General features: G+C 54.3%; 23 protein-coding genes and 1 tRNA gene. 16 read left to right on the top strand and 8 right to left on the bottom strand.

The features are described from left to right. The 6 genes from EX31_RS21250 to dkgB all read left to right on the top strand — a co-directional run bounded on the left by EX31_RS21250 (window position 1) and on the right by dkgB (window position 5,209). On the top strand, window positions 1–1,173 hold the full coding sequence (locus tag EX31_RS21250; protein WP_037036556.1) for a beta-ketoacyl-[acyl-carrier-protein] synthase family protein: 1,173 nt from the start codon (window positions 1–3) through the stop codon (window positions 1,171–1,173). Then, entirely contained in the window at window positions 1,170–1,649 is a 480-nt protein-coding gene (locus tag EX31_RS21245; protein ID WP_013574239.1) for a hotdog family protein, read from the top strand. The genes EX31_RS21250 and EX31_RS21245 overlap by 4 nt, the downstream gene beginning before the upstream one ends. Next, on the top strand, window positions 1,646–2,377 hold the full coding sequence (locus tag EX31_RS21240; RefSeq protein ID WP_037036555.1) for a 3-ketoacyl-ACP reductase FabG2: 732 nt from the start codon (window positions 1,646–1,648) through the stop codon (window positions 2,375–2,377). Before EX31_RS21245 ends, EX31_RS21240 begins: the two co-directional genes overlap by 4 nt. Further along, window positions 2,374–3,603 carry a beta-ketoacyl-ACP synthase gene (locus EX31_RS21235; protein ID WP_013574241.1) on the top strand — a complete coding sequence of 410 codons (1,230 nt, stop codon included), beginning with the start codon at window positions 2,374–2,376 and terminating at the stop codon, window positions 3,601–3,603. The genes EX31_RS21240 and EX31_RS21235 overlap by 4 nt, the downstream gene beginning before the upstream one ends. A gap of 2 nt (window positions 3,604–3,605) precedes the next feature. Beyond that, complete coding sequence (locus EX31_RS21230; RefSeq protein WP_037036554.1) at window positions 3,606–4,292, top strand: 4'-phosphopantetheinyl transferase superfamily protein; 687 nt, start codon at window positions 3,606–3,608, stop codon at window positions 4,290–4,292. Window positions 4,293–4,405: 113 nt separating this feature from the next. Further along, window positions 4,406–5,209 carry a 2,5-didehydrogluconate reductase DkgB gene (gene dkgB, locus EX31_RS21225; RefSeq protein WP_013574243.1) on the top strand — a complete coding sequence of 268 codons (804 nt, stop codon included), beginning with the start codon at window positions 4,406–4,408 and terminating at the stop codon, window positions 5,207–5,209. Window positions 5,210–5,249: 40 nt separating this feature from the next. Here the strand turns inward: dkgB and yafC are convergent, their stop codons facing one another. Beyond that, entirely contained in the window at window positions 5,250–6,146 is an 897-nt protein-coding gene (yafC, locus tag EX31_RS21220) for a DNA-binding transcriptional regulator YafC (RefSeq protein ID WP_037036553.1), read from the bottom strand. Window positions 6,147–6,252: 106 nt separating this feature from the next. Here yafC and EX31_RS21215 point away from each other — a divergent pair, with 106 nt between their 5' ends. Both EX31_RS21215 and EX31_RS21210 read left to right on the top strand, forming a co-directional pair. Then, window positions 6,253–7,428 (top strand): MFS transporter, encoded by a 1,176-nt coding sequence (locus EX31_RS21215; RefSeq protein WP_037036552.1) that lies wholly within the window; start codon window positions 6,253–6,255, stop codon window positions 7,426–7,428. Window positions 7,429–7,622: 194 nt separating this feature from the next. Further along, a complete protein-coding gene (locus EX31_RS21210; RefSeq protein ID WP_037036551.1) occupies window positions 7,623–8,423 on the top strand; it encodes an endonuclease/exonuclease/phosphatase family protein in 801 nt (266 codons plus the stop codon). An 86-nt stretch (window positions 8,424–8,509) separates the two neighbouring features. On the opposite strand, the gene mltD is transcribed toward EX31_RS21210, so the two are convergent. Both mltD and gloB read right to left on the bottom strand, forming a co-directional pair. Beyond that, window positions 8,510–9,898 (bottom strand): murein transglycosylase D, encoded by a 1,389-nt coding sequence (gene mltD, locus EX31_RS21205; protein WP_037036550.1) that lies wholly within the window; start codon window positions 9,896–9,898, stop codon window positions 8,510–8,512. A 69-nt stretch (window positions 9,899–9,967) separates the two neighbouring features. Continuing rightward, window positions 9,968–10,723: a hydroxyacylglutathione hydrolase gene (gene gloB, locus EX31_RS21200; protein WP_013574248.1), complete on the bottom strand. Its 756-nt coding sequence runs from the start codon at window positions 10,721–10,723 to the stop codon at window positions 9,968–9,970. Between the two features lie 43 nt (window positions 10,724–10,766). Between gloB and EX31_RS21195 the strand changes: the two genes are divergently transcribed. Beyond that, a complete protein-coding gene (locus EX31_RS21195; RefSeq protein WP_037036549.1) occupies window positions 10,767–11,492 on the top strand; it encodes a class I SAM-dependent methyltransferase in 726 nt (241 codons plus the stop codon). Between the two features lie 60 nt (window positions 11,493–11,552). Here EX31_RS21195 and rnhA read toward each other — a convergent pair whose 3' ends face one another. Beyond that, a complete protein-coding gene (gene rnhA / locus EX31_RS21190) occupies window positions 11,553–12,020 on the bottom strand; it encodes a ribonuclease HI (RefSeq protein ID WP_013574250.1) in 468 nt (155 codons plus the stop codon). A 260-nt stretch (window positions 12,021–12,280) separates the two neighbouring features. Here rnhA and aguB point away from each other — a divergent pair, with 260 nt between their 5' ends. From aguB to EX31_RS21170, 4 genes are all read left to right on the top strand, one after another. Continuing rightward, the gene (gene aguB, locus EX31_RS21185; RefSeq protein WP_013574251.1) at window positions 12,281–13,165 is read left to right on the top strand and encodes an N-carbamoylputrescine amidase; all 885 of its coding nucleotides are present in this window, start codon (window positions 12,281–12,283) and stop codon (window positions 13,163–13,165) included. Window positions 13,166–13,168: 3 nt separating this feature from the next. Beyond that, window positions 13,169–14,254 (top strand): agmatine deiminase, encoded by a 1,086-nt coding sequence (gene aguA, locus EX31_RS21180; RefSeq protein ID WP_037036548.1) that lies wholly within the window; start codon window positions 13,169–13,171, stop codon window positions 14,252–14,254. 81 nt (window positions 14,255–14,335) lie between these two features. After that, on the top strand, window positions 14,336–15,073 hold the full coding sequence (gene dnaQ / locus EX31_RS21175) for a DNA polymerase III subunit epsilon (protein ID WP_013574253.1): 738 nt from the start codon (window positions 14,336–14,338) through the stop codon (window positions 15,071–15,073). A 138-nt stretch (window positions 15,074–15,211) separates the two neighbouring features. Continuing rightward, window positions 15,212–15,288 (top strand) — tRNA-Asp (locus EX31_RS21170). Window positions 15,289–15,360: 72 nt separating this feature from the next. On the opposite strand, the gene EX31_RS21165 is transcribed toward EX31_RS21170, so the two are convergent. Next, window positions 15,361–16,863, bottom strand: coding sequence for an NCS1 family nucleobase:cation symporter-1 (locus tag EX31_RS21165; RefSeq protein ID WP_013574254.1), 1,503 nt, complete (start codon window positions 16,861–16,863; stop codon window positions 15,361–15,363). A 177-nt stretch (window positions 16,864–17,040) separates the two neighbouring features. Here EX31_RS21165 and EX31_RS21160 point away from each other — a divergent pair, with 177 nt between their 5' ends. Genes EX31_RS21160 through puuE form a run of 3 tightly spaced genes read left to right on the top strand, consistent with a single transcriptional unit; the run spans window position 17,041 to window position 19,464 of the window. Continuing rightward, window positions 17,041–17,775: a GntR family transcriptional regulator gene (locus EX31_RS21160; RefSeq protein ID WP_013574255.1), complete on the top strand. Its 735-nt coding sequence runs from the start codon at window positions 17,041–17,043 to the stop codon at window positions 17,773–17,775. Next, complete coding sequence (locus EX31_RS21155) at window positions 17,775–18,533, top strand: aspartate/glutamate racemase family protein (RefSeq protein WP_037036547.1); 759 nt, start codon at window positions 17,775–17,777, stop codon at window positions 18,531–18,533. The genes EX31_RS21160 and EX31_RS21155 overlap by 1 nt, the downstream gene beginning before the upstream one ends. Continuing rightward, window positions 18,526–19,464 carry an allantoinase PuuE gene (gene puuE, locus EX31_RS21150; RefSeq protein ID WP_037036546.1) on the top strand — a complete coding sequence of 313 codons (939 nt, stop codon included), beginning with the start codon at window positions 18,526–18,528 and terminating at the stop codon, window positions 19,462–19,464. Before EX31_RS21155 ends, puuE begins: the two co-directional genes overlap by 8 nt. A gap of 650 nt (window positions 19,465–20,114) precedes the next feature. Here puuE and hpxZ read toward each other — a convergent pair. From hpxZ to hpxX, 3 genes are read right to left on the bottom strand one after another with little or no spacing between them, the layout of a single operon-like run. Further along, the gene (hpxZ, locus tag EX31_RS21145; protein WP_013574258.1) at window positions 20,115–20,498 is read right to left on the bottom strand and encodes an oxalurate catabolism protein HpxZ; all 384 of its coding nucleotides are present in this window, start codon (window positions 20,496–20,498) and stop codon (window positions 20,115–20,117) included. Between the two features lie 54 nt (window positions 20,499–20,552). Next, window positions 20,553–21,956 (bottom strand): AtzE family amidohydrolase, encoded by a 1,404-nt coding sequence (locus tag EX31_RS21140; RefSeq protein ID WP_037036545.1) that lies wholly within the window; start codon window positions 21,954–21,956, stop codon window positions 20,553–20,555. Next, window positions 21,953–22,147: an oxalurate catabolism protein HpxX gene (hpxX, locus tag EX31_RS21135; protein WP_013574260.1), complete on the bottom strand. Its 195-nt coding sequence runs from the start codon at window positions 22,145–22,147 to the stop codon at window positions 21,953–21,955. Before hpxX ends, EX31_RS21140 begins: the two co-directional genes overlap by 4 nt. Window positions 22,148–22,168: the final 21 nt, after the last annotated feature.

Here is a 22,168-nt window from a genome sequence, read left to right as displayed (position 1 = left end):
ATGATTTATTTTTCGGCCGTGGGCATGGTTAACGCGCTGGGAAACAGCAATGCGCAAATCGCTGCCAGCCTGACATCAGGTGCCGCGCCGGGAATGTCGTTGCAGGAAGGATGGCTGACGGAAGAACGGCCGGTCTGGCTCGGCGCGGTGACCGGCGAACTGCCCGCTATCCCCGGCTCTCTGTCAGCGCACCGCAGCCGCAACAACCAGTTGTTGCTGGCTGCGCTGGCACAGATTGAGTCTCAGGTTCACGCGGCTGTCAGCCGGTACGGTAAAGATCGTGTCGCGGTCATTATGGGCACCAGTACCTCGGGCATTGCCGAAGGCGAAGAGGCGGTGCGCCATCTGCACCGGCATGGGCAATTCCCGTCGGGCTATGATTACCAGCAACAGGAACTGGGCGATCCTTCACTTTTTATGGCGGAGTTGCTGGATCTCTGTGGCCCGGCTTACACATTATCAACAGCCTGCTCATCCAGCGCGCGAGCGATTATCAGCGGGAAACGCCTGATTGACGCCGGGCTGGCCGACGCGGCGCTGGTGGGTGGCGCTGACAGCCTGTGCCGGATGCCGGTGAACGGCTTCAACAGCCTGGAATCTTTCTCCCGCGGACGCTGTACGCCGTTCGGGCAAGATCGTGATGGCATCAATATCGGTGAAGCCTCGGCGTTGATCCTGCTGACCCGTGAGCCCGCAGACGTCGCATTACTGGGGGCTGGCGAATCATCCGATGCGTGGCATATGTCTGCACCGCATCCGGAAGGTCTCGGCGCGGAACGGGCAATCCGCATGGCACTGGCGCAGGCCGGGCTCAGTGCGGCAGACGTGGGTTACATCAACGCACACGGTACCGCCACACCGCTCAATGATCAGGCAGAAGCCGCTGTCATACACCGGCTGTTTGGCAGCCAGACGCCGTGCAGTTCGACCAAGCATCTCACTGGCCATACGCTGGGCGCGGCGGGTGCGACAGAAGCGGCGCTGGGCTGGCTGATCCTGACGCAAAATCTTAACCTGCCGCCACAGGATTTCAGCGTGATGCCCCGTGATACCCGTCTGGCGGCGATCCGGCTGGTGGAAAAAGGCGAAGCGCTGGCGAAACCCGTTATTCTCTCCAACTCGTTTGCCTTTGGCGGTAATAACGCCTGCATTGTGATCGGGAGGCCGTCATGAGTATGCTCAGCGCGGAGCATTATCTGCCGCATGAATCACCGATGGTTTTGCTGGATAAGGTACTTAGCGTCACAGAAGAGACCGCGCTGTGCAGCGTGGTGGTGTCCGAAAACAGCGTGCTGGCGCCGTTTCTCAATGTCCGTGGTGCGTTACCTGCGTGGTATGCCCTTGAGCTTATCGCGCAAACGGTCGGCGTCTGGAGCGGCTGGCATGGTGCACAAAGTGGCGAACCGCCTCAGGTTGGCATGTTGCTGGGCGGCAGGGCTTTGAAATGCAGCGTGCCGGAATTTGCGGCAGGCAGTGAATTATTCATCAGCGTCTCAATGGTGCTGCGCGATGAAAAACTCGCCAGCTTCGAAGGCGTGATCTGCATTAAACAAGAAAAAGACAACCTGCAGGTTGCAAAAGGACGGCTGAATACATACCAGCCAGACAAGGATGAACTTATTAAGTTAACTCAGGGGAAACAGGAATGATGCGTTCGGTATTAGTAACCGGTGCCAGCAAAGGGATCGGCAAAGCCATTGCCAGCCAGTTAGCCGGCGATGGTTTTCTGGTGGTCATTCACTACCACAGCGATAAAGCAGGGGCAGAAAGCACCCTGCAACAGATAACCGACAACGGCGGCAGCGGGCGAATTGTGCAGTTTGATATCAGCAACCGCCAGCAGTGCCGCGACGTTATTGAAGCCGATATTGAGGCGCATGGCGCGTACTACGGTGTGATCAATAATGCCGGGATTACCCGCGACGCGGCATTTCCGGCACTGACCGACGAAGACTGGGACGGCGTGATCCACACCAATCTCGACAGCTTCTACAATGTTTTACAGCCCTGCGTGATGCCGATGATTGGGCTGCGTCAGGGCGGGCGTATAATCACGCTTTCCTCGGTTTCCGGTATTACGGGCAACCGCGGACAGGTCAACTACAGCGCGGCGAAAGCCGGAATTATCGGTGCCTGTAAAGCGCTGTCGCTGGAACTGGCGAAACGCAAAATCACTGTTAACTGTATTGCGCCGGGGCTGATCGACACTGGCATGCTGGATATGGAAAAAACGGCACTCGATGCCGCAATGGGTATGATCCCGCTCAAACGTATGGGCCGGGCAGAAGAAGTTGCCGGACTGGCAAGCTATCTGATGTCAGATATCGCCGGTTATGTGACCCGCCAGGTGATCTCCATCAACGGAGGCATGGTATGAGCCAGCGCGTAGTCATTACCGGTATGAAAGGCATAACGGCGTTCGGCAACCATTGGGACGAGATTTCCACCCGCCTGCAACAGGGTAAAAACGCTGTCCGCCACATGGACGAATGGCTGATTTATCAGGGACTGAATACGCATCTGGGTGCGCCGGTGGATGATTTTGTTATCCCGGCGCATTACACCCGCAAGCGCATCCGTTCGATGGGCCGCGTCTCCCTGCTGTCAACCCGTGCGGTTGAACTGGCGCTGGAGCAGGCCGGTTTACTGGAAGACCCGGTGCTGACTGACGGCGAAACCGGTATTGCCTTCGGCTCATCCACTGGCAGCACGGGTCCGGTCAGCGAATTCGCTACCATGCTGACGGAAAAGCACACTAACAATATTACCGGTACGACTTACGTGCAGATGATGCCGCACACCACAGCGGTGAATGCAGGTTTGTTCTTTGGCCTGAAAGGGCGGGTGATCCCAACCTCCAGCGCCTGCACCTCGGGCAGCCAGGCGATCGGTTATGCCTATGAAGCCATCAGACACGGTTACCAGACGGTGATGGTGGCAGGCGGCGCGGAAGAACTTTGCCCGTCAGAAGCTGCTGTGTTTGACACGCTGTTTGCCACCAGCCAGCAAAATGAGCATCCTGAACTGTCGCCGCGTCCGTTTGATACGCAGCGCGACGGACTGGTGATCGGCGAAGGTGCCGGGGCACTGATCCTCGAGTCACTGGAACATGCACAGGCGCGCGGTGCGAAAATTTACGCCGAGATCGTGGGTTTTGCCACTAACTGCGACGCGTCCCATATCACTCAGCCGCAGCAATCGACGATGCAGATTTGCATCGAAAAAGCGCTGAAAAATGCCGGTATACCTGCTTCTGAAATCGGTTATATCAGTGCACATGGCACGGCCACCGACCGCGGTGATATTGCCGAAAGTCATGCGACCGCTGCGGTGTTTGGCAATCAGACGCCAATCTCGTCACTGAAAAGCTACTTTGGTCATACACTCGGTGCCTGCGGTGCACTGGAAGCGTGGATGTCGCTGGAAATGATGCGCGAAGACCGGTTCGTGCCGACTATCAACCTGACGCAGCCGGATCCGCTTTGCGGCGAACTTGACTACGTAATGGGCGAATCACGTCATATTCAGACTGAATTTATCCAGTCGAATAACTTTGCATTCGGTGGAATTAATACCTCTTTAGTTTTCCGTCGCTGGCCGTAACGATGAATGTTGCGCGTGTCATTACTGCGTCGCTGGATGACAACTTTTCGTTGTCACGTTTGCCCGCAGAATGGCTCGAAAAAAGTGAAGGGATGAATCCTGTCCGCCGCCAGCAATGGTTAGCGGGCAGGGCGCTTCTGGCCGAGGCCATGTCAGTTTTCAACGGCTGTGACAACTTACCCGCCCTGCAGATTTCCGCGCAGGGAAAACCGTCTTTTGCGGATGCTTCTCTGCCACATTTCTCCCTCAGCCACAGTAAAAATCATCTGCAACTGTTGTTATGTCCGGCGGGTGAAAGCGGCGGCGACGTGGAGCAAATCCGCCCGCGCCCACGTTATCTTGACGTGGCACGCGCCGCATTCAGTGATATCGAATGTCAGTGGCTGGTGGAACAGGCTTGCCCGCAAACGGCGTTCTGGCAGCTGTGGTGTCTGCGTGAGGCGTGGCTGAAACAGCAGGGTGGCAGTGTGTGGCAGATGGACAGGCTTCGCCTGGATCCAGGCAATCAGCGGTTTACTTCACAATCTGCCGCTGAAAGCCGGTTATGGTGCGCTGCGGATGAGTCCGTGATGCGCGCCCTGGCGTTGCCTGCCGGTGTCTCTGAGGTTGATGAATATCGGTTTGATGCCGCGTCAGGCGGTTTTATCTGGCAGGTTTCACGGCACTGGACCCGTTTTTCCCTTTCCTGATTATTGCGCTCACATCAAAAGTCTTCTGGCAAAGCGGTCGTTTTTATCCATGAATGCGCAGTCCATACTCTCTCCAAGATTTATCTTCCTGAAACATTAAAAGAGAGAACAGTATGAGTATTCCTGCATTCGGTCTGGGCACATTCCGCCTGAAAGATGACGTGGTCAAAGCGTCCGTAGCCACCGCCGTGGAACTGGGCTATCGCGCCATCGATACCGCACAGATTTATGACAACGAAGCGGCTGTCGGCGATGCACTGGCTGAAAGCGGTGTCTCGCGTGAAGAGTTTTACATCACCACCAAAATCTGGATTGAAAACCTTGCGGCTGACAAAGTCATCGACAGCCTGAAAGACAGTCTGCGCAAACTGAAAACCGATTATGTCGATCTGACGCTGATCCACTGGCCGTCACCGAATCAGGCCGTCAGCGTGGCAGAAACAATGCATGCGCTGGTTGAGGCGAAGAAAATGGGCCTGACCCGTGAAATTGGTATTTCCAACTTTACCGTTGCACTGATGCAGGAAGCGATCGACGCGGTGGGCGCGGATCAGATTGCGACTAACCAGATTGAACTTTCACCGTTCCTGCAAAACCAGACCGTAGTCGATTTTGCCCGCCAGAACGGTATTGCCGTGACGTCTTACATGACGCTGGCTTACGGCGACGCGTTGAAAGATTCGACGATTATTGAGATTGCCGCCCGCCATAACGCAACACCTGCACAGATCGTTCTGGCCTGGGCATTGCAACTGGGTTACGCAGTGATCCCGTCATCGACCAAACGTGAAAACCTGCAAAGTAATCTGCTGGCGCAACAACTGACGCTGACAGATGCGGATATGCAGCAGATCGCTGCGCTTGAACGCAACGGGCGTCTGGTCAGCCCTGAAGGTCTGGCGCCTGCGTGGGATTGATCCACAACGCCTCCCCCTGCAAAGGGGGAGAAGCAGGCATTTAAGCTCTTCCAGCCCCAAGCTTCTCACTCAGAAAATCAATAAAACACCGGATACGTGTGCTGACGGTCTGATCGCTGTAATACACCGCGTGCAACGGCATGGCGATGCGCATAATGTCCGGCACCAGCAGTTTTACCAAATCACCCCGCGCCACATCTTCATCAGTCATAAAATCCGACAGACAGGCAATACCATTGCCCTGCAAACACAGCCTGCGCAGTGTTTCACCGCTTCCTGAACTGATAAATGGTGTGACCGTCAGTTGCTGACCGTCAGCGCACAGCAGCGGCCATTTATTCAGCGCAAGCACTTCGTTAAAGCCCAGACAACGGTGTTTCAGTAAATCATCGGCGCTTTGCGGCGTTCCCCATTTTTTCAGGTAATCCGGCGAAGCCAGCACGCTGCGATAGCTCAGCATCAGTTTGCGCGCCCGCAGGCTGGAATCTTCCAGCTCACCGACGCGGATCGCCACATCCACTTTATGATCGATCAGATTGATATTGCTCTCGGAGGAGAACAGCGCGAGCGACATCTTCGGGAAACGTTCAGTAAATTCCGCCACCAGCGGTGAAATGACATGCAAAATGACCGGCGTTGCGGCATCGATTCGCAACAGCCCCTGCGGCTCGTCGCGGTTCTCCAGCAAATCATCTTCTGCAGCCGCCATCTCATGCAGGATTTTTTGTACCCGGACGAAATAGCGCTCGCCTTCGTGCGTCAGGCTGATCTGACGCGTGGTGCGGTTGAGCAGGGTGATCCCCAGCTTGTGTTCCAGACGTTTTAATGTCCGGCTGACCACTGAATTATCCTGCCCCAGTTGTTCAGCGGCACGGCTGAAACTGCCACTTTCCACCACGGTCACAAACGTAATCAACTCTTCAGAACTGGCTCGCATTGTTGTTACTCCAGCATAAATAAATTGATACTTTAGTTATTTAAGTCATTTAAGCACAAGCTGATAATCGTCGCCATCAAATCGATATTCATGTGGAGTAAAGGTTATGCCGCTTGCACTATTAGCACTGACCATCAGTGCGTTTGCTATAGGAACAACAGAGTTTGTCATCGTCGGGCTGGTGCCGACTATCGCGCAGCAACTGGGGGTTTCGGTCCCGTCAGCCGGTTTGCTGGTGTCTATATACGCCCTCGGTGTGGCGATTGGCGCGCCGGTTCTGACGGCGCTGACCAGCCGCGTACCGCGTAAAGCGCTGCTGATTGGTTTGATGGTGTTATTCACGCTGGGTAATCTGCTGGCGTGGCAGTCACCGAATTACAGCACGCTGGTGATGGCGCGTCTGCTGACCGGTCTGGCGCATGGCGTTTTCTTCTCTATTGGCTCGACGATCGCCACCAGCCTGGTGGCGAAAGAAAAAGCGGCTTCTGCGATTGCGCTGATGTTTGGCGGTCTGACCGTCGCGCTGGTGACCGGTGTGCCGCTCGGGACATTTATAGGTCAGCATTTTGGCTGGCGCGAAACCTTCCTCGCCGTGTCAGTTATTGGTGTCGTGGCGATTATTGCCAGCGCTATTCTGGTGCCCAATAACATCAAAAACAAACCTGCGTCACGCATTGTAGATCAGGTAAAAGTGCTGATGAATCCGCGACTGTTACTCATTTACGCCATTACCGCGCTGGGTTACGGTGGCGTATTCACCACCTTTACGTTCCTTGCTCCGATGATGCAGGAACAAGCCGGTTTCTCAGCCAGCATGGTGAGCTGGATCCTGCTGGCGTATGGCGTGTCGGTGGCCATCGGGAATATCTGGGGCGGCAAACTGGCTGACCGTCATGGTGCAGTCAAAGCGCTGACGATTATTTTTGCCGCACTCGCTGTGCTGCTCCTGATTTTCCAGTTCACTTCAGGTTTCGGTATTCCGGCGTTAATCACGCTGTTGGTGATGGGCATCTTTGCTTTCGGTAACGTACCGGGACTACAGGTTTATGTGGTGCAGAAAGCCGAAGAGGTGACGCCAAATGCGGTCGATGTTGCTTCCGGCCTGAACATTGCGGCCTTTAACGTCGGTATTGCCCTGGGGTCAGTGATTGGCGGGCAGGTGGTTTCCACCCTTGGCCTGGCGCAAACGCCATGGATTGGAGCGGTTATCGTCGCGGGCGCGCTGCTGCTTATCTGCCTGAGCGGGCATCTGGACCGAAAACCCAAAGCGGCGCTGGCCTGATTATCCTGTCATTCTGCGTCTGCACGGCTCGCCTCTGGCGGGCCGTTTTTATTTTTATGCTAGCCTATAGATGTGACCAGGTTGTATACCAATGTAAACAGATTTGGCCTGAGCGCTTGCGGGCGTATACTGAGCTTTCGCTGTGAGAATCTCTCTCATATAGCAACGATATAACGGGTAAACAGGCGATTAGCGTGCGGAAAAAAACATATGCAATGAGGTATGTCGCAGGTCAGCCCGCAGAGCAAATCTTTCCGGGAGTCCTCGCACATTTAGGACCAGATTTGCCGCCGGGTGCTGCACTGCCCAATTCGAATATTTTGCGCGTGATGGTGTGGAATATCTTCAAACAACAGCGGGCTGACTGGTTGTCAGTGCTGCGCGATTATGGCAAAGATGCGCAACTGGTGTTGCTTCAGGAAGCCCAGACAACCCCTGAACTGATCCGTTACGCGACCTCAAATTATCTGGCCGCCGATCAGGTGCCTGCCTTTATGCTGCCTCAGCACCCCTCTGGCGTGATGACACTCTCTGCGGCACATCCGGTTTATTGTTGCCCGCTGCGTGAGCGTGAGCCGCTTCTGAGGCTGTCTAAATCGGCTTTAGTTACGGTGTATCCGCTTGTAGATGGTCGTTTACTGATGGTGGTGAACATCCATGCGGTCAATTTCAGCATTGGCATCGACGTTTACAGCAAGCAGTTGGATCCGATTGGTGAGCAGATTGCTCATCACAAAGGGCCAGTGATCATGGCCGGGGATTTTAATGCGTGGAGCAAACAGCGTATCAATGCCTTGTTTGGCTTTGCGGGAAATATCCATCTGGAGGAAGTCCGTTTTCCTTCTGATTACCGCAAGCGGGCGTTCGGCAGACCGCTGGACTTCATCTTCTACCGGGATCTCAGCGTCACCAGCGCATCGGTGATGGAAACACGAGCCTCTGACCATAACCCGTTGCGGGTAGAATTTATGGCGGGAAAACCGCTGACGCAATAACGCCTAATTCGTCCGCTAAAAAACGCAGACATAAAAAAAGCACCCGGAATCTTCAGGGTGCTTTTTTATTACCGGTACCTTTCGAATCAGGTATCAGGACTCATCTTGTTGCTGACGAACAACGTTAACTTGTTGCCCGGCTGCAGGTTGTCGGCATTGGTGTTCCAGCGCATCACATCCTTGATGTTGACGCCGTGACGCTTAGCAATGCTCGACAATGAATCACCTTTACGTACCTGATAAGTGATACTGCCGCCATTGGCACTGGTATTGCTGACGCTGTTATCCGCCACCTGCAGTGTTTGCCCAACTTTTAACGCGCCTGCTGAGCGCAAATTGTTCCAACGCTGTAAATCACGGGTCTTCACATTCAGCCGGGCTGCAATGCCAGACAAGCTGTCGCCGGAGCGAACCTTGTACTGTTTTGCACCTGACGGAGTGTTGCTGGCCAGTTTGGTTTCCTGTACTGCGGCAATATCGCCATCAGCCAGTGAATCTTTTAACTGGTCGGCATGCGCCTTCGGCAGAACAATGTAATGCGGGCCATTCGGCGCGGTTACATTTTTCTTGTAGCCAGTGTTAAACGACTTAAGCTTGGTCAGGGACATGCCCGCCATCTCAGCCGCCTGGGTCAGTTGCATCTGCTGTCCGACTTCAACACGCGCAAGAGCACGGTCTTCACTCGGTTTCGGCAGATTGATACCGTATTTCTTGCTGTGCTTGAGAATGTCGCTAAGGGCTAACATTTTCGGCACATAAATCGATGTTTCACGTGGCAGCGCCAGTGCCCAGAAATCCGTGGAACGGCCTCTGGCTTTGTTCGCTTTCACCGCTTGCATGACACGGCCTTCACCGCTGTTATACGCAGCAACGGTCAGTAACCAGTCGCCACCAAACATCTTGTTCAGACGTTGCATCATATCAAGCGCAGCAGTTGTCGAAGCCACAACATCGCGGCGTCCGTCATACCACTGGTTTTGTTTCAAACCATAGTTTCGACCCGTCTGCGGCACAATTTGCCACAACCCTGCAGCGTTAGCTGATGAGGTTGCTTTGGGGTCAAAAGCGCTCTCCACTATGGGTAGCAGTACCAGTTCCATCGGCATATTACGTTTCTTAATCTGCTCGGTGATCCAGTACATGTACGGCTCTGCCCGTAATGTTACATCGTGGAGATAGCTCTTATTTTTTAAATATTTAACTCTTTGTTCGCGGATCCGGGGATTATCCGGAACCTTCATCTTCAGCTCGTCGCCTATGAAGTTCCACAGATTTTGTTGGGAGACGGTGTCGTTTCCATCCAACCATCCCCCAGAGGCCGCTCGGCCATCACCTGTGAACTGTCCTGCTTCTTCACTTTGACTTGCTGAAGACAAACTCTGTGCATGTTGTTCCGGTACCTTCACGCCCTGCCTGGACGCCTGGCAACCTGTGAGCAACATGGAGGCGATTATTAGGATCGCGTTTGCCTTCATGTGTGTGTCATAGTTGCTTAAAAGACGAGCGATAATACTTTGCTTCGGAAAAAAACACAACCTTTGGGTCTAGTAGCTATCCTTGAGTGCCCTTAAATAGGCAAAAACCTGCCAGTCAGGCTTTAAGGGATCGTTAAGGTTTAATTTGTTTTGTAAATCAACGTCATCGCATCGTAAAAAGAGGTTGATTTTACGCTCAAGACCGAGGGTTGAAGGCAGGGAAGATTGTCCCTTTTCACGCATTTGTTGCACTTTGTGCTCATGAGAAAGAATATCATCATCCTCCGGTAAAATAGAGCGCGCAAACTTAAGATTTGAAAGAGTGTACTCATGTGCTGCGCAGACTAATGTTTCGTCAGGCAACGCCGCTAACCGTTGAAACGACTGGTACATTTGCTCCGGCGTCCCTTCGAACAAGCGACCGCATCCGGCGGAAAACATCGTGTCTCCACAGAAAAGATAAGGCGCGCTATAGTATGAAATATGACCAAGCGTATGACCGGGCGTAGCAAAGATCTGCCATTCCAGACCGCCAATTACCCTTTTTTCACCATTTTTAAGACTAGTCTGACTAAATTTATTCTCAGTTTCGTGAGGTCCGTATACTTTTAGACCCGGAAAATGGCTCGAAATCTCATCAACGCCCCCCACATGATCGTGATGATGATGTGTCAGAAGGATGGCTGTCGGGGTTAAATTGGCCTTTTTCAACGCGGCCAAAACAGGCGCTGCTTCGCCGGGATCGACGATCAGGCAATGCCCCTGCTGGTCATCGAGCATCCAAATGTAATTGTCCTGCAACGCCGGAATACTGATAAGATTCATGGCAACCTCTCTTTGGCAACTGCTTGAAAGAAGATAATAAACTATGCGACCAGCCCGCATCCGCAAGACCATTGTTGCTCCGGCTTCCTGGGATGAGATCCCGTGCGGCGGCTACTACCGTGCCGCGCTTGAGCAACAACTGCAACCCTGGTGGGGGAAACTTTACGGTTTCCACCTGCTGAAAATCGGCGCATTAAGTGCCGAAATCGACGCTCAGGCGTGCCCGATCTCGCATCAGGTAAATTTTGCCCAGGAAGGCGAGGGGCTGCATGTACGGGGTGATCCGTACCATTTACCTTTCGCAGCAAAATCAGTGGATGCCTGCCTGCTCAGCCATACGCTGGCCTACGCGGATGACCCGCACCGCATTCTGCGCGAAGTGGACCGCGTGCTGATTGATGATGGCTGGATGGTGCTCAGTAGCTTTAATCCGCTCAGCCTGCTGGGCATTGGCAAACTGATGCCGCTTTTTCGCAAGCGTCAGCCGTACAGCAGCCGCTTGTTTACCCAAATGCGTCTGCTCGACTGGCTGTCGTTGCTTAATTATGAAGTGATGGTGCACCGGCGTTTTCACGTGCTGCCGTGGAAAAAGAATGGCGGAAAATTGCTGAGTACGCACCTTCCCGCGCTGGGGTGCATGACGCTGATTATTGCCCGTAAACGGACTTTCCCGCTGACGCCAACGGCGAAAAAAGTTCTTGCGCAGAAACAGAAAATACCGCAGGCGGTGGGCGCAACGAAGAGTTACCGGAAGGAGCATCGGGACTGAAGTCTTGCGCCTTCCCCTTTCACAAGGGGAAGGTTGAGATGGGTTGTGGGGCCTGCGGAATTAATTCTCCGCCTGATAGCCTAAATCGTCCAGCGTCGGATTCCCCGCGGCTTCTTTCGCCAGCACATCACAGCGTTCATTTTCAGGGTGTCCGGCATGGCCTTTCACCCACATCCAGTTCAGTTCATGCGTCTGGATCGCGGCATCAAGACGCTTCCACAAATCGACGTTTTTCACCGGTTTTTTATCGGCAGTTTTCCAGCCACGTTTTTTCCAGTTGTGGATCCACAATGTGATCCCCTGGCGAACATACTGGCTGTCGGTGCTCAGCGTCACTTCGCATGGTGTGCTCAGAGCTTCAAGCGCCACAATCGCCGCCATCATTTCCATGCGGTTATTGGTGGTCAGACGAAAACCCGCGCTGAACTCTTTTTCGTGTTGCTTATAGCGTAAAATCGCGCCGAAACCGCCGGGGCCGGGATTACCCAGGCAGGAGCCGTCGGTGAAAATTTCTACCTGTTTGGTCATATCTGGCAGGCTCTTTCATCAAATGTAAAAACCAAGTCTGACATAAACCGCCGTGCCGGGCACAGCAATATCTTGAGGTGTAACTGTCTGAAAGCGGGGGGATGTAACAGGTTGCCCGGGCATTCATCACTCTTTTGGCTGGAGAGCGCTGTCTTTTGCAATATAATAGGAAAATGCAGAGTGCCAGTTCAAAACTCTGAGCGAGTTGAGCCTTTCATGGTTTTTTCACTGCCAATTTTTCAATGCTTTAAGGATGTCTGATGAGAAATGTAACGGTTTCTGCAACACAAATGAGCTGCAGCTGGGATCTGGAAAATAATATTGTTAACGCCGAAAAGCTGGTTCGCCAGGCACATGCCAAAGGCGCGCAAGTTATTCTGATTCAGGAACTTTTTGCTGCACCTTACTTCTGTATTGATCAGAGCCCTGAGCATTACAGCCTGGCACAGGAGCTGGACAACAGCGCGCTTATCCGCCATTTCTCTGCGCTGGCGAAAGAACTGGAAGTGGTGCTTCCTCTGAGCTTCTTTGAGAAGTGCAATAACGCCTATTACAACTCGCTGGTCATGATTGATGCTGACGGCAGTGTGCTGGATGTCTATCGCAAAACTCACATTCCGAACGGCCCGGCCTATCAGGAAAAACAATTCTTCATTCCTGGTGATACCGGCTTCAAAGTGTGGAATACCCGTTACGCGAAAATCGGCGTGGGTATCTGCTGGGATCAGTGGTTCCCGGAAACTGCCCGTTGTCTGGCATTGCAGGGCGCGGAAATTATCTTCTATCCGACAGCGATTGGTTCCGAACCGGCCTATCCGGAAATTGACAGCCAGCCACACTGGACCCGTGTTCAGCAGGGCCACGCTGCGGCAAATCTGGTGCCGGTGATCGCCTCAAACCGCATTGGTACTGAAAAAAGCAAATTCATTCCTGATTATGAAATGACCTTCTACGGTTCTTCCTTCATTGCTGATCAGACCGGTGCGCTGGTTGAGCAGGCCAACAAAACGGAAGAAGCCGTGCTGGTTCATACCTTTGATCTGGATGCTATCGCTGCACAGCGCGCATCCTGGGGGCTGTTCCGCGACCGCCGTCCTGAAATGTATGGCGCAATCGCGACGTCCGACGGTTCAACAAGGAAATAACTGATGTCTTCTATTGATATCAATCCTCAGGCTGAAGGTTTTGCGATGCCCGCTGAATGGGCTGCGCAGCAGGCTGTCTGGATGATCTGGCCTTATCGCACCGATAACTGGCGCTCTAACGGGCGTCCGGCCCAGCTGGCTTTTGCTAACGTAGCGGCAGCGATTGCGACCAAAACGCCGGTATTTATGGCGGTTCCGGCAGCAGAAATGGCAAATGCACGCGAAGTGATGCCAGCACAAATTACGCTGGTGGAAATGGAAAGCGATGATGCGTGGATGCGTGATACCGGCCCGACCATTGTCGTCAATCCGCAAGGTGAGCATCTGGCAATCGACTGGACATTCAACGCATGGGGCGGCTTGCACGGTGGCCTTTACTCAAGCTGGGAGCGTGATCAGCGGGTGGCGCGTCAGGTGGCGAACTATCACCACATTCCTTATGTTTCAACGGATCTGGTACTGGAAGGTGGCTCCATTCATGTTGATGGTGAAGGCACTTTGCTGACCACCGCTGAATGTTTGCTCAATCCTAACCGCAATCCTGATTTGTCGAAGGCAGAGATTGAGGCGAAATTGCGGGAACTCCTCGGTGTTAAGCAATTCATCTGGCTGGAAGACGGCGTATTTAACGACGAAACAGACGGTCACATTGATAACATGTGCTGCTTCGTGCGTCCGGGAGAAGTCGCGTTGCACTGGACTGACGATCAGCAGGATCCGCAGTACGCGCGTTCGGCGGCAGCGTTGAAAGTGCTGGAAGCGGCGAAAGATGCCAAAGGGCGCAGCCTGAAAATCTGGAAAATGCCCTCACCTCCGGTTATGCATGCCACTGCGGAAGAAACGATCGGGGTGTTGCCGGGCACAGCCATTGAGCGTGTGGAAGGTAATCGTCTGGCGGCGTCTTACGTCAATTACCTGATCAGCAACAACCACATTATCTTCCCGCTGCTCGACGCTAAAACGGATAAGCAGGCTGAGAAGTTGCTGGGTGAAATGTATCCTGAGTACAAAATCACGGGTATTCCTGCCCGTGAAATTCTGCTGGGTGGTGGTAACATCCACTGCATTACACAGCAAATCCCTGCGTAAGAAAAAGTGCCCGGCGCGTCACCCTGTCTCGCGCCGGGCAGATCGTTTCTGTAATTGACTGTCAGCGTTGGATAATGAGCCATGGATTTACAAAACACCTCTAACAGGATCGTCGTTCTCGATACTGAAACCACCGGTATGAATAAACTCGGCGTCCATTATGAAGGGCACCGGATTATCGAAATCGGTGCTGTTGAAGTGGTTAACCGCCGCCTGACAGGGCGCAATTTCCATGTTTATCTCAAACCCGATCGCCTGGTGGATCCGGAAGCCTTTGGCGTTCACGGTATCAGCGACGAATTCCTCGCTGATAAACCGACGTTTGCCGACGTGGCCGACGACTTCATTGAATACATTCGCGGCGGCGAATTAGTCATTCATAACGCAACGTTCGACATCGGCTTTATGGATTACGAGTTCGACATGCTCGGCCGTAATCTGCCGAAAACCGAGACGTTCTGCAAAATTACCGACAGCCTGGCCATGGCGCGCAAGCTGTTCCCGGGCAAGCGTAACAACCTCGATGCGCTGAGCGATCGCTACCTGATCGACAACAGCAAGCGTACGCTCCATGGCGCGTTGCTTGACTCCGAGATTCTTGCCGAAGTCTATCTGATGATGACCGGCGGCCAGACCAGCATTAAATTCACCCACGAAGGCGAGCAAAATACTGGCGCTGACGGCTTGGGGATCCAGCGTGTTGCGCGGCCAGCCTCCGGGTTAAAAGTCATCGCCGCCACTGATCAGGAACTGGCGTGGCATGAAGAGCGTTTAGATTTAGTGGTGAAAAAGGGCGGCAGCTGTTTGTGGCGTTCGTAAGCCGTTTTTCTGACTTTTGGATTGAAATTGTTCAGCCTGCGGAAAAACTGTGCGGTTGATTGAAAATATCAGGAAAAGCATTGACGTAACGGCGGCCATTCCTTAATATCCGCTCCGTTCTTAACCAGAACACAACGCGGAGCGGTAGTTCAGTTGGTTAGAATACCTGCCTGTCACGCAGGGGGTCGCGGGTTCGAGCCCCGTCCGTTCCGCCACTATTCAGAAGCCCTGAGTGAGAAATCACTCAGGGCTTCGTCGTTTCAGCCGTCCTGGCTATTTCCTTCCTGTTATTCCGCTTCGGTTTTCATATAGCCAATTGCACCGCTGGTCGCACGATCATGACGGGCGATGTAACGATAGAAACCGCCAGCCAGGAAGGCACCGATAAACCAGCTGAAGTTCGCCACCTGATGCAGGCTCGGCGTAAAGCTTATCACCAGACCAATCACCACCGCCGGCACCAGCGCGGCAATCGCTTTCGGGTTGAACCCGTTGCGGTACCAGTAACGGCCGGAAGGCGTGGCGTTAAACAGCGCATCCACATCCATATGACCGCGTTTAATCAGGTAATAATCCGCCAGTAAAATCCCGAACAGTGGCCCGATAAAGGATCCCAGCACGTCCAGCGTATAGTGGATAATTTCCGGTGACTGGAACAGGTTCCACGGTGTCAGCAGAACAGAACCGACTGCGGCGATCATCCCGCCGGTACGGAAACTGATTTTCTGCGGCGAACAGTTAGAGAAGTCGAACGCAGGAGACACGAAGTTCGCCACGATATTGATACCGATGGTCGCGATGATCATGGTCAGCAGGCCGAGCGCTACAGCCACGCTGTTACCCACACGGCTGACGGTTTCGATAGGATCGGTGATCATCTGCCCGAACAGTGATTGTGTCCCTGAAACGATCACTACGGTCACAATCGAGAACAGCAGGAAGTTAAACGGCAGGCCCCAGCGGTTACCACGACGGATTTCGCCCATGCTTTTTCCGTAACGTGAGAAGTCGCCGAAGTTCAGCAGCGGACCGGAGAAGTAAGACACCACCAGCGCCGTGGCGGTCAGCATTTCCCAGCCTTGCTGGCCGACCGTCAGGGTTTTGGTGGATAACGTAAAGGAGATATTGCTCAGCCCGGTTTTATACAAAATCCAGCCCGCCAGCATCAGCATAACGACATATACCGCCGGACCCGCCACATCGATAAAACGCTTAATCGCGCTCATCCCGTGCCAGAACACCATCGCCTGCAACACCCACATAATGCCGAAACACACCCATCCCAGCGCCGACAATCCCAGCCAGTGCGGAAGGGTCATAGGTGTCAGCGATGGGAAGAATTTGAGCAGTACCAGCATTAGCGCATTAGCCGCCAGATAGGTCTGAATGCCGTACCAGGCGAAAGCGATCAGCCCGCGGATCACTGCCGGTATATTCGCCCCGAATACGCCAAATGCCTGACGGCAAATGACCGCGTAAGGTACACCGGCCTGCTGGCTCGGTTTCGCCACCAGGTTGGCACAAATCTGCACGATACAAATCCCGCACAACAAACACAGCAGAACCTGCCAGCTGGTCAGGCCGAGCGTAAAGAAGCTCGCAGCCACCACATAGCCGCCCATACTGTGCACATCGGACATCCAGAAAGAAAATATGTTGTACCAGCTCCAGTTTTGGTCACGGGTGGGCGCTAAATCATCGTTACACAGCTTCGGGCTGTAATAAGGTTTGATGATCCCGGCGCTCTGTTCAGATGACGCCGTGGCGGAGGTGATTTCCTGATTTGGCATAAATCGTGCTCCTGTCATAAACAACATGTGAAAGTCGGAAGCCGGATGCCGGCTGCCAAAAGTTAAAAAGCAGTCACAGGAGCACTGCATGAATCAGGCCAAATTTCATTTTTTGTATACAAAAAATAACTTTCATGTATACGATTAAATTCTCGAACGGTATACGGAGTAACGGCAATGACCAGTTGGAACGGGCTTAATACGGCCTATTTTACCGAGGATAAGGACGACCATATTTATAACGCGCTGGTGAAATCTATTGTGGAACACCAGCTTTTGCCGGGCAGTAAATTGCCGGAAGAAGCGCTGGCTGAGGTGTTTTCAGTCAGCCGCACGGGGATTCGCCGCGTCCTGCAGCGCCTTGCCGCAGTGCAACTGGTGACGTTATTGCCCAAGCGTGGTGCGCATGTCACCACCCCGGACGCTGAAGAATCGCGCGATGTCTTCGCAACCCGTAAAATCCTGGAGTGCGCCAACCTGCCGCTGGTGATTGCGCATTGCCAGTCGCCACATCTGGTGGCGCTGAAAAAACTGGTGCAGGAAGAAAAGCGTGCGCACGATGAACGTGACGGTGCCGCTGCGATCCGCCTTTCCGCCGCCTTCCATGTTCAGCTTCAGGCTATTTCCGGCAATAAAGTGCTGACTGAGTCTGTCTCGCAACTGACCCTGCGTTCCTCGCTGGCGATTGCTGCCTGGGGCGCACCGTGGCAACAGGGCTGCCGTTGCCATGATCATGACGACCTTATTGAGTTGCTGAAAAAGCGCGACGTCGCCGGGCTGACGGCAAGCATGGCGCATCATTTCGACACCATCGTCGCCAGTCTGCGTTTTGAGCAACATAACGGGCAGACCCCCGATTTTGCGCAGATATTTGCGGTTCAGAAGCCGGTTGCAGGTAAGGAGCCAGGCTGATGGTCAAATCACTTTGTATACAACTGATCAATCCGAACACCAGCCAGGCGATGACCGAAGTGATGGCGCAAACTGCCCGCTCGGTTGCGGGGTCGGATACACAAATTCTGGCCGTTTGCCCTGAAGAAGGCGCGCCGTCAATTGAAGGCCACTTCGATGAAGCGATTGCCACGTTGGGCGTGTTGCAGCAGATAAAAGCCGGGCGCGATGCCGGTGTCGACGGCCATATTATTGCCTGTTTCGGTGACCCCGGATTACTGGCTGCCCGCGAGCTGGCGCATGCGCCGGTTATCGGTATTGCGGAAGCGGCAATGCATCTGGCGACGATGCTGGCGACGCGATTTTCTATCGTGACGACCTTGCCGCGCACACTGACGATCGCCCGGCATTTACTGCATCAGTACGGGTTCGAACGCCATTGTGCGGCCTTGCATGCCATCGATCTGCCGGTGTTATCACTGGAAGACGGCAACGGGCTGGCGCAGGAAAAAGTGCGCGAGCAGTGTATCGCGGCGAAAAAATCTGACGGCAGCGGGGCGATCGTGCTCGGTTGTGGCGGAATGGCCGATCTGGCGCAGGAACTGACGCGCGAGCTGCGTATACCGGTGATCGATGGCGTCAGCGCGGCGGTCAAAATGGTCGAGTCACTGGCGGCTCTTCGCCTGACGACCAGTAAACACGGTGATCTGGATTATCCGCTGGAAAAACCCTTGTCTGGCCGTTTTGCCGGGCTGAATCTGAGAGAACACTATGTCTGATACTGAATACGGTTTTACTGATGCTTACCCGCGCGACTTAATCGGTTACGCCGGACGCCCGCCCCACGCTAACTGGCCGGGCAACGCGCGCATTGCGGTACAGTTTGTCCTCAATTATGAAGAGGGCGCAGAGAATAACGTTCTGCATGGTGATGCCGGTTCTGAACAATTTTTATCGGACATTATCGGTGCCGCCAGTTTCCCCGACCGCCACATGTCGATGGATTCGCTGTACGAATACGGTTCGCGTGCGGGTTTCTGGCGCATCCACAATGAGTTTCAGAAACGCGGCTTACCGCTGACCGTTTTCGGCGTGGCGATGGCACTGGCTCGCAATCCGGAAATCGTCAGTGCGATCAAAGCAGCGGATTACGATGTCGTCAGTCACGGCTGGCGCTGGATCCATTATCAGGACATGAGCAAAGCCGAAGAGGCGGAGCACATGCAAAAAGCCATCACCGTGCTGCGTGACCTGTTCGGCAAAGCGCCATCCGGCTGGTATACCGGACGCGACAGCCCGAACACCCGTCAGCTGGTGGTGGAATCGGGCGGGTTCCAGTATGACAGCGATTATTATGGCGATGACCTGCCGTTCTGGACGCCGGTAAAACTGGAAAATGGCGAAACCAGGCAGCATCTGGTCATCCCTTACACGCTGGAAACCAACGACATGCGGTTTGCCTCTCCGCAGGGTTTCAACACCGGCGAACAGTTTTATACCTACCTGAAAGACACATTTGACGTGTTGTACGCCGAGGGCGAAACCTCACCGAAAATGATGTCGATTGGGATGCATTGTCGGATCCTGGGACGCCCGGGGAGATTTCGCGCTTTACAGCGGTTTCTCGATTACGTCGAATCGCATGATCGCGTGTGGGTGTGTAAGCGGCAGGACATTGCGGAACATTGGGTTAAACATTTCGGTGTTTAATCCCGAAATTCAAATTCAAATTCAAATTCAAATTCAAAACCTTGGGCTCGCCGCCCAAACTGGCCCAGAGGACGCGTAAGCGCGCGCCCTCTGGACTCCCGCGCTTTTTCACTGCGCGCTATCGCTAGATAATATGTTTCAGGTATCACCGTGACAGGCTGGAAATCTTGCCGCTGCGCGGTTCCCTCTCTCGGTCCTGAAGCCTTAGGTCTTCAGGCCGCTCCGTTCGGCAAGATTTCTGAATCGCCCGTGCGATCTTAAATTCAAAGGCAGACTGCTTTCATCTTTTAGAAAAGTGCATTGGCGTGATCAAAAATTTTGCTGAACGGAGCGGCTTCGAGACCACAGGCTCGAAGACCGAGAGAAGGAACCGCGAAGCGGCAATATTTTGCGCCACTCACTGTTCTACCGGAACATGTCCGTCATGCCTGCGATAGCGCGCAGTTAAAAGACGTGGGAGATCCAAGAGGGGCCCGTCCTGGCCCCTTTTGGGCGGTTTCGGCGCAGCGCGATAAGTGATCGCTGTTATTGAGAAACCGAAATTATCACCGTTCAGATTTCCCCTCGGTGGGAACCGAAATTGTCACCGTCCATTCCTGGAAAAGAACAGTTTCCTCAGCTTTCCAAAGCTGAACCGCCCATTGGTTCGGTCAAACCATCAAACTCACATGCGCCGCCACAATCTTCCATCCACTCGCCATCTTCACCCACGTTTGCTGCTGGCGACCAATCTTGTCGCTGCCTTCCCGGCGGAATTCTGTGCTGGCGACCGCCATGTCATCGCCAAACGTGGTGATAGTCGTGTTGACCAGTTCCCGGTCTAACCCTTGTGACGATCGCGCGGTGCGGAATGCGCGGATGGCGTCAATGCCATAAAGATTCTCTCCCGCGCCGTAGCGCACGGTACGCGGGTCGTGCCAGAACAGTTCGTCGAGTACGGCGGTATCGTTGGTGATCAGCGCCTGTTCATAGCGATAAAACGCCGCATTCATTTCGGCGAGGATCGCCGGGCGGTCGATATGTTCAGTTTTCATAGTGACTCTCTTTACTCTTTTCACTTCACCCTGGGAAAACGGGGATGCGGGTTGTTACGCGGGCATCACCGGAGAACTGCTGACATTCACTATTCCCTGCTGCTCAAGTGCCCAGGCGGCACGCAGGCAGAGATCTTCGCGCCACGGTGGCGCAATCAATTGTAATCCTATCGGCAGGCCGGTCGACGTGGTGACCGGCACCGTCACCACCGGCAAGCCGAGGAACGAAATTGGCTGCGTCAGCATGCCCATATTGGCGCGTGTCGGCAGATCCTGACCGTTGATGCGAATGGTTTCCTGACCAAGCAACGTTGCCGGACACGGCGTGGCAGGGGCGATCAGAATGTCCCAATGATCGAACAAGGGCAAGATTTGCTGCTGAAATTGCTGACGGAAACGCTGCGCCTGAACATACCATGCCGCCGGGATCATTGCGCCAGCGAGCAGACGCTCACGTGAAAGTGGCTCAAACTGTTCCGGAATGCTGCGCAGTTTTGGCAGGTACTGATTGCCGCCTTCCGACGCGCTGATGATAAACGCGGCGGATCGTGCCAGCCCGGCCTGTGGCATTTCAATTTCTTCCTGGGCTTCCAGTGCCTGCGCTATCCGGTGTACGGCTGCTTTGGCGTGGTCGTCACACCAGAGAGAAAAGTATCCGCCCAGTACGGCGCTGCGCAGGCCCTGTTGCCCGCGCTTAAGCTGGGAAAATGTTTCTGTGACAGGTTTGTCAGCCTGAAAGTGATCCTGCGGATCCGTGCCCTGTATGGCGTCATAGACCTGCGACAAATCTTCGCTGCAACGTGCCATCGGGCCGATGTGATCGAGGCTGGCGACAAACGGCTGGCTGCCGCGACGTGAAATCCGCCCGAAGGTCGGTTTCAGGCCGAGAATACCACTTAACGAGGACGGCACACGGATCGAGCCGTTGGTATCACTGCCGAGGGTGAAATGCACCAGCCCGGCAGCCACGGCGGCGGCCGAACCACCGGAAGAGCCTCCGGCTACCCGCGCCAGATCCCGCGGGTTACGGGTGGCACCGTAATGGCTGTTTTCTGTGGTGAAACCGTACGCGTAAGCATCCATATTCAGCATGCCGGAAAGCATCGCACCCTGAGAAGCCAGGCGTGAAACTGTCCAGGCGTCATGGCGTGCAGCGGCGTTGCTGCTGTTGAGGCTGGCACCGGCCAGCGTCACTTCACCGGCCACGTCCAGCAGGTTTTTCACCGCATAAGGAATGCCCGCCAGCGGTGGAAGTACGGCACCGCTGGCGCGGCTTTTATCCACTTTCGCTGCTTCACTCAGCATGCGATCGCGGGTGATCTGCGTCCAGGCGTTGATGACCGGATTGGCCTGTTCAACGGCGTCGAGCGTGGAGGTGGCGATTTCTGTGGCCGAGATTTCGCCCTGCGCAATCACCTGATGTAACTGGCTGACGGTAAAGCTATCAAACGATTTCATGCGCGGTACACCCCGGCAATTTCCAGACGCGGATCGAGCGGTAAATCCATCAGCGGTTGTGCCATTTGGGCAATGCGGCTGAACTGCACCAGCAATTCCTGACGGCGTGCGTCGTCGAGTTCCAGCGCCAGAACGGATTCCATCTGGCGGATATAGGCGGCCCAGTCGGTCGCTGCGGAGGTATTTTTCATTCTGCTTCCTTATCCATTCTG

It is taken from the genome of Rahnella sp. WP5 (assembly GCF_000745615.1).
Taxonomy (GTDB): Bacteria; Pseudomonadota; Gammaproteobacteria; order Enterobacterales; family Enterobacteriaceae; genus Rahnella; species Rahnella aceris.
The sequence above is the reverse complement of the archived record's forward strand: the minus strand, read 5'-3'. Positions and strand labels throughout refer to the sequence as shown.

What these genes read in the sequence shown, in the direction of transcription:
- EX31_RS21250 (WP_037036556.1), top strand. Translation starts at nt 1, where the DNA reads ATGATTTATTTTTCGGCCGTGGGCATGGTTAACGCGCTGGGAAACAGC.
- EX31_RS21245 (WP_013574239.1), top strand. Translation starts at nt 1,170, where the DNA reads ATGAGTATGCTCAGCGCGGAGCATTATCTGCCGCATGAATCACCGATG.
- EX31_RS21240 (WP_037036555.1), top strand. Translation starts at nt 1,646, where the DNA reads ATGATGCGTTCGGTATTAGTAACCGGTGCCAGCAAAGGGATCGGCAAA.
- EX31_RS21235 (WP_013574241.1), top strand. Translation starts at nt 2,374, where the DNA reads ATGAGCCAGCGCGTAGTCATTACCGGTATGAAAGGCATAACGGCGTTC.
- EX31_RS21230 (WP_037036554.1), top strand. Translation starts at nt 3,606, where the DNA reads ATGAATGTTGCGCGTGTCATTACTGCGTCGCTGGATGACAACTTTTCG.
- dkgB (WP_013574243.1), top strand. Translation starts at nt 4,406, where the DNA reads ATGAGTATTCCTGCATTCGGTCTGGGCACATTCCGCCTGAAAGATGAC.
- yafC (WP_037036553.1), bottom strand. Translation starts at nt 6,146, where the DNA reads ATGCGAGCCAGTTCTGAAGAGTTGATTACGTTTGTGACCGTGGTGGAA.
- EX31_RS21215 (WP_037036552.1), top strand. Translation starts at nt 6,253, where the DNA reads ATGCCGCTTGCACTATTAGCACTGACCATCAGTGCGTTTGCTATAGGA.
- mltD (WP_037036550.1), bottom strand. Translation starts at nt 9,898, where the DNA reads ATGAAGGCAAACGCGATCCTAATAATCGCCTCCATGTTGCTCACAGGT.
- gloB (WP_013574248.1), bottom strand. Translation starts at nt 10,723, where the DNA reads ATGAATCTTATCAGTATTCCGGCGTTGCAGGACAATTACATTTGGATG.
- EX31_RS21195 (WP_037036549.1), top strand. Translation starts at nt 10,767, where the DNA reads ATGCGACCAGCCCGCATCCGCAAGACCATTGTTGCTCCGGCTTCCTGG.
- rnhA (WP_013574250.1), bottom strand. Translation starts at nt 12,020, where the DNA reads ATGACCAAACAGGTAGAAATTTTCACCGACGGCTCCTGCCTGGGTAAT.
- aguB (WP_013574251.1), top strand. Translation starts at nt 12,281, where the DNA reads ATGAGAAATGTAACGGTTTCTGCAACACAAATGAGCTGCAGCTGGGAT.
- aguA (WP_037036548.1), top strand. Translation starts at nt 13,169, where the DNA reads ATGTCTTCTATTGATATCAATCCTCAGGCTGAAGGTTTTGCGATGCCC.
- dnaQ (WP_013574253.1), top strand. Translation starts at nt 14,336, where the DNA reads ATGGATTTACAAAACACCTCTAACAGGATCGTCGTTCTCGATACTGAA.
- EX31_RS21165 (WP_013574254.1), bottom strand. Translation starts at nt 16,863, where the DNA reads ATGCCAAATCAGGAAATCACCTCCGCCACGGCGTCATCTGAACAGAGC.
- EX31_RS21160 (WP_013574255.1), top strand. Translation starts at nt 17,041, where the DNA reads ATGACCAGTTGGAACGGGCTTAATACGGCCTATTTTACCGAGGATAAG.
- EX31_RS21155 (WP_037036547.1), top strand. Translation starts at nt 17,775, where the DNA reads ATGGTCAAATCACTTTGTATACAACTGATCAATCCGAACACCAGCCAG.
- puuE (WP_037036546.1), top strand. Translation starts at nt 18,526, where the DNA reads ATGTCTGATACTGAATACGGTTTTACTGATGCTTACCCGCGCGACTTA.
- hpxZ (WP_013574258.1), bottom strand. Translation starts at nt 20,498, where the DNA reads ATGAAAACTGAACATATCGACCGCCCGGCGATCCTCGCCGAAATGAAT.
- EX31_RS21140 (WP_037036545.1), bottom strand. Translation starts at nt 21,956, where the DNA reads ATGAAATCGTTTGATAGCTTTACCGTCAGCCAGTTACATCAGGTGATT.
- hpxX (WP_013574260.1), bottom strand. Translation starts at nt 22,147, where the DNA reads ATGAAAAATACCTCCGCAGCGACCGACTGGGCCGCCTATATCCGCCAG.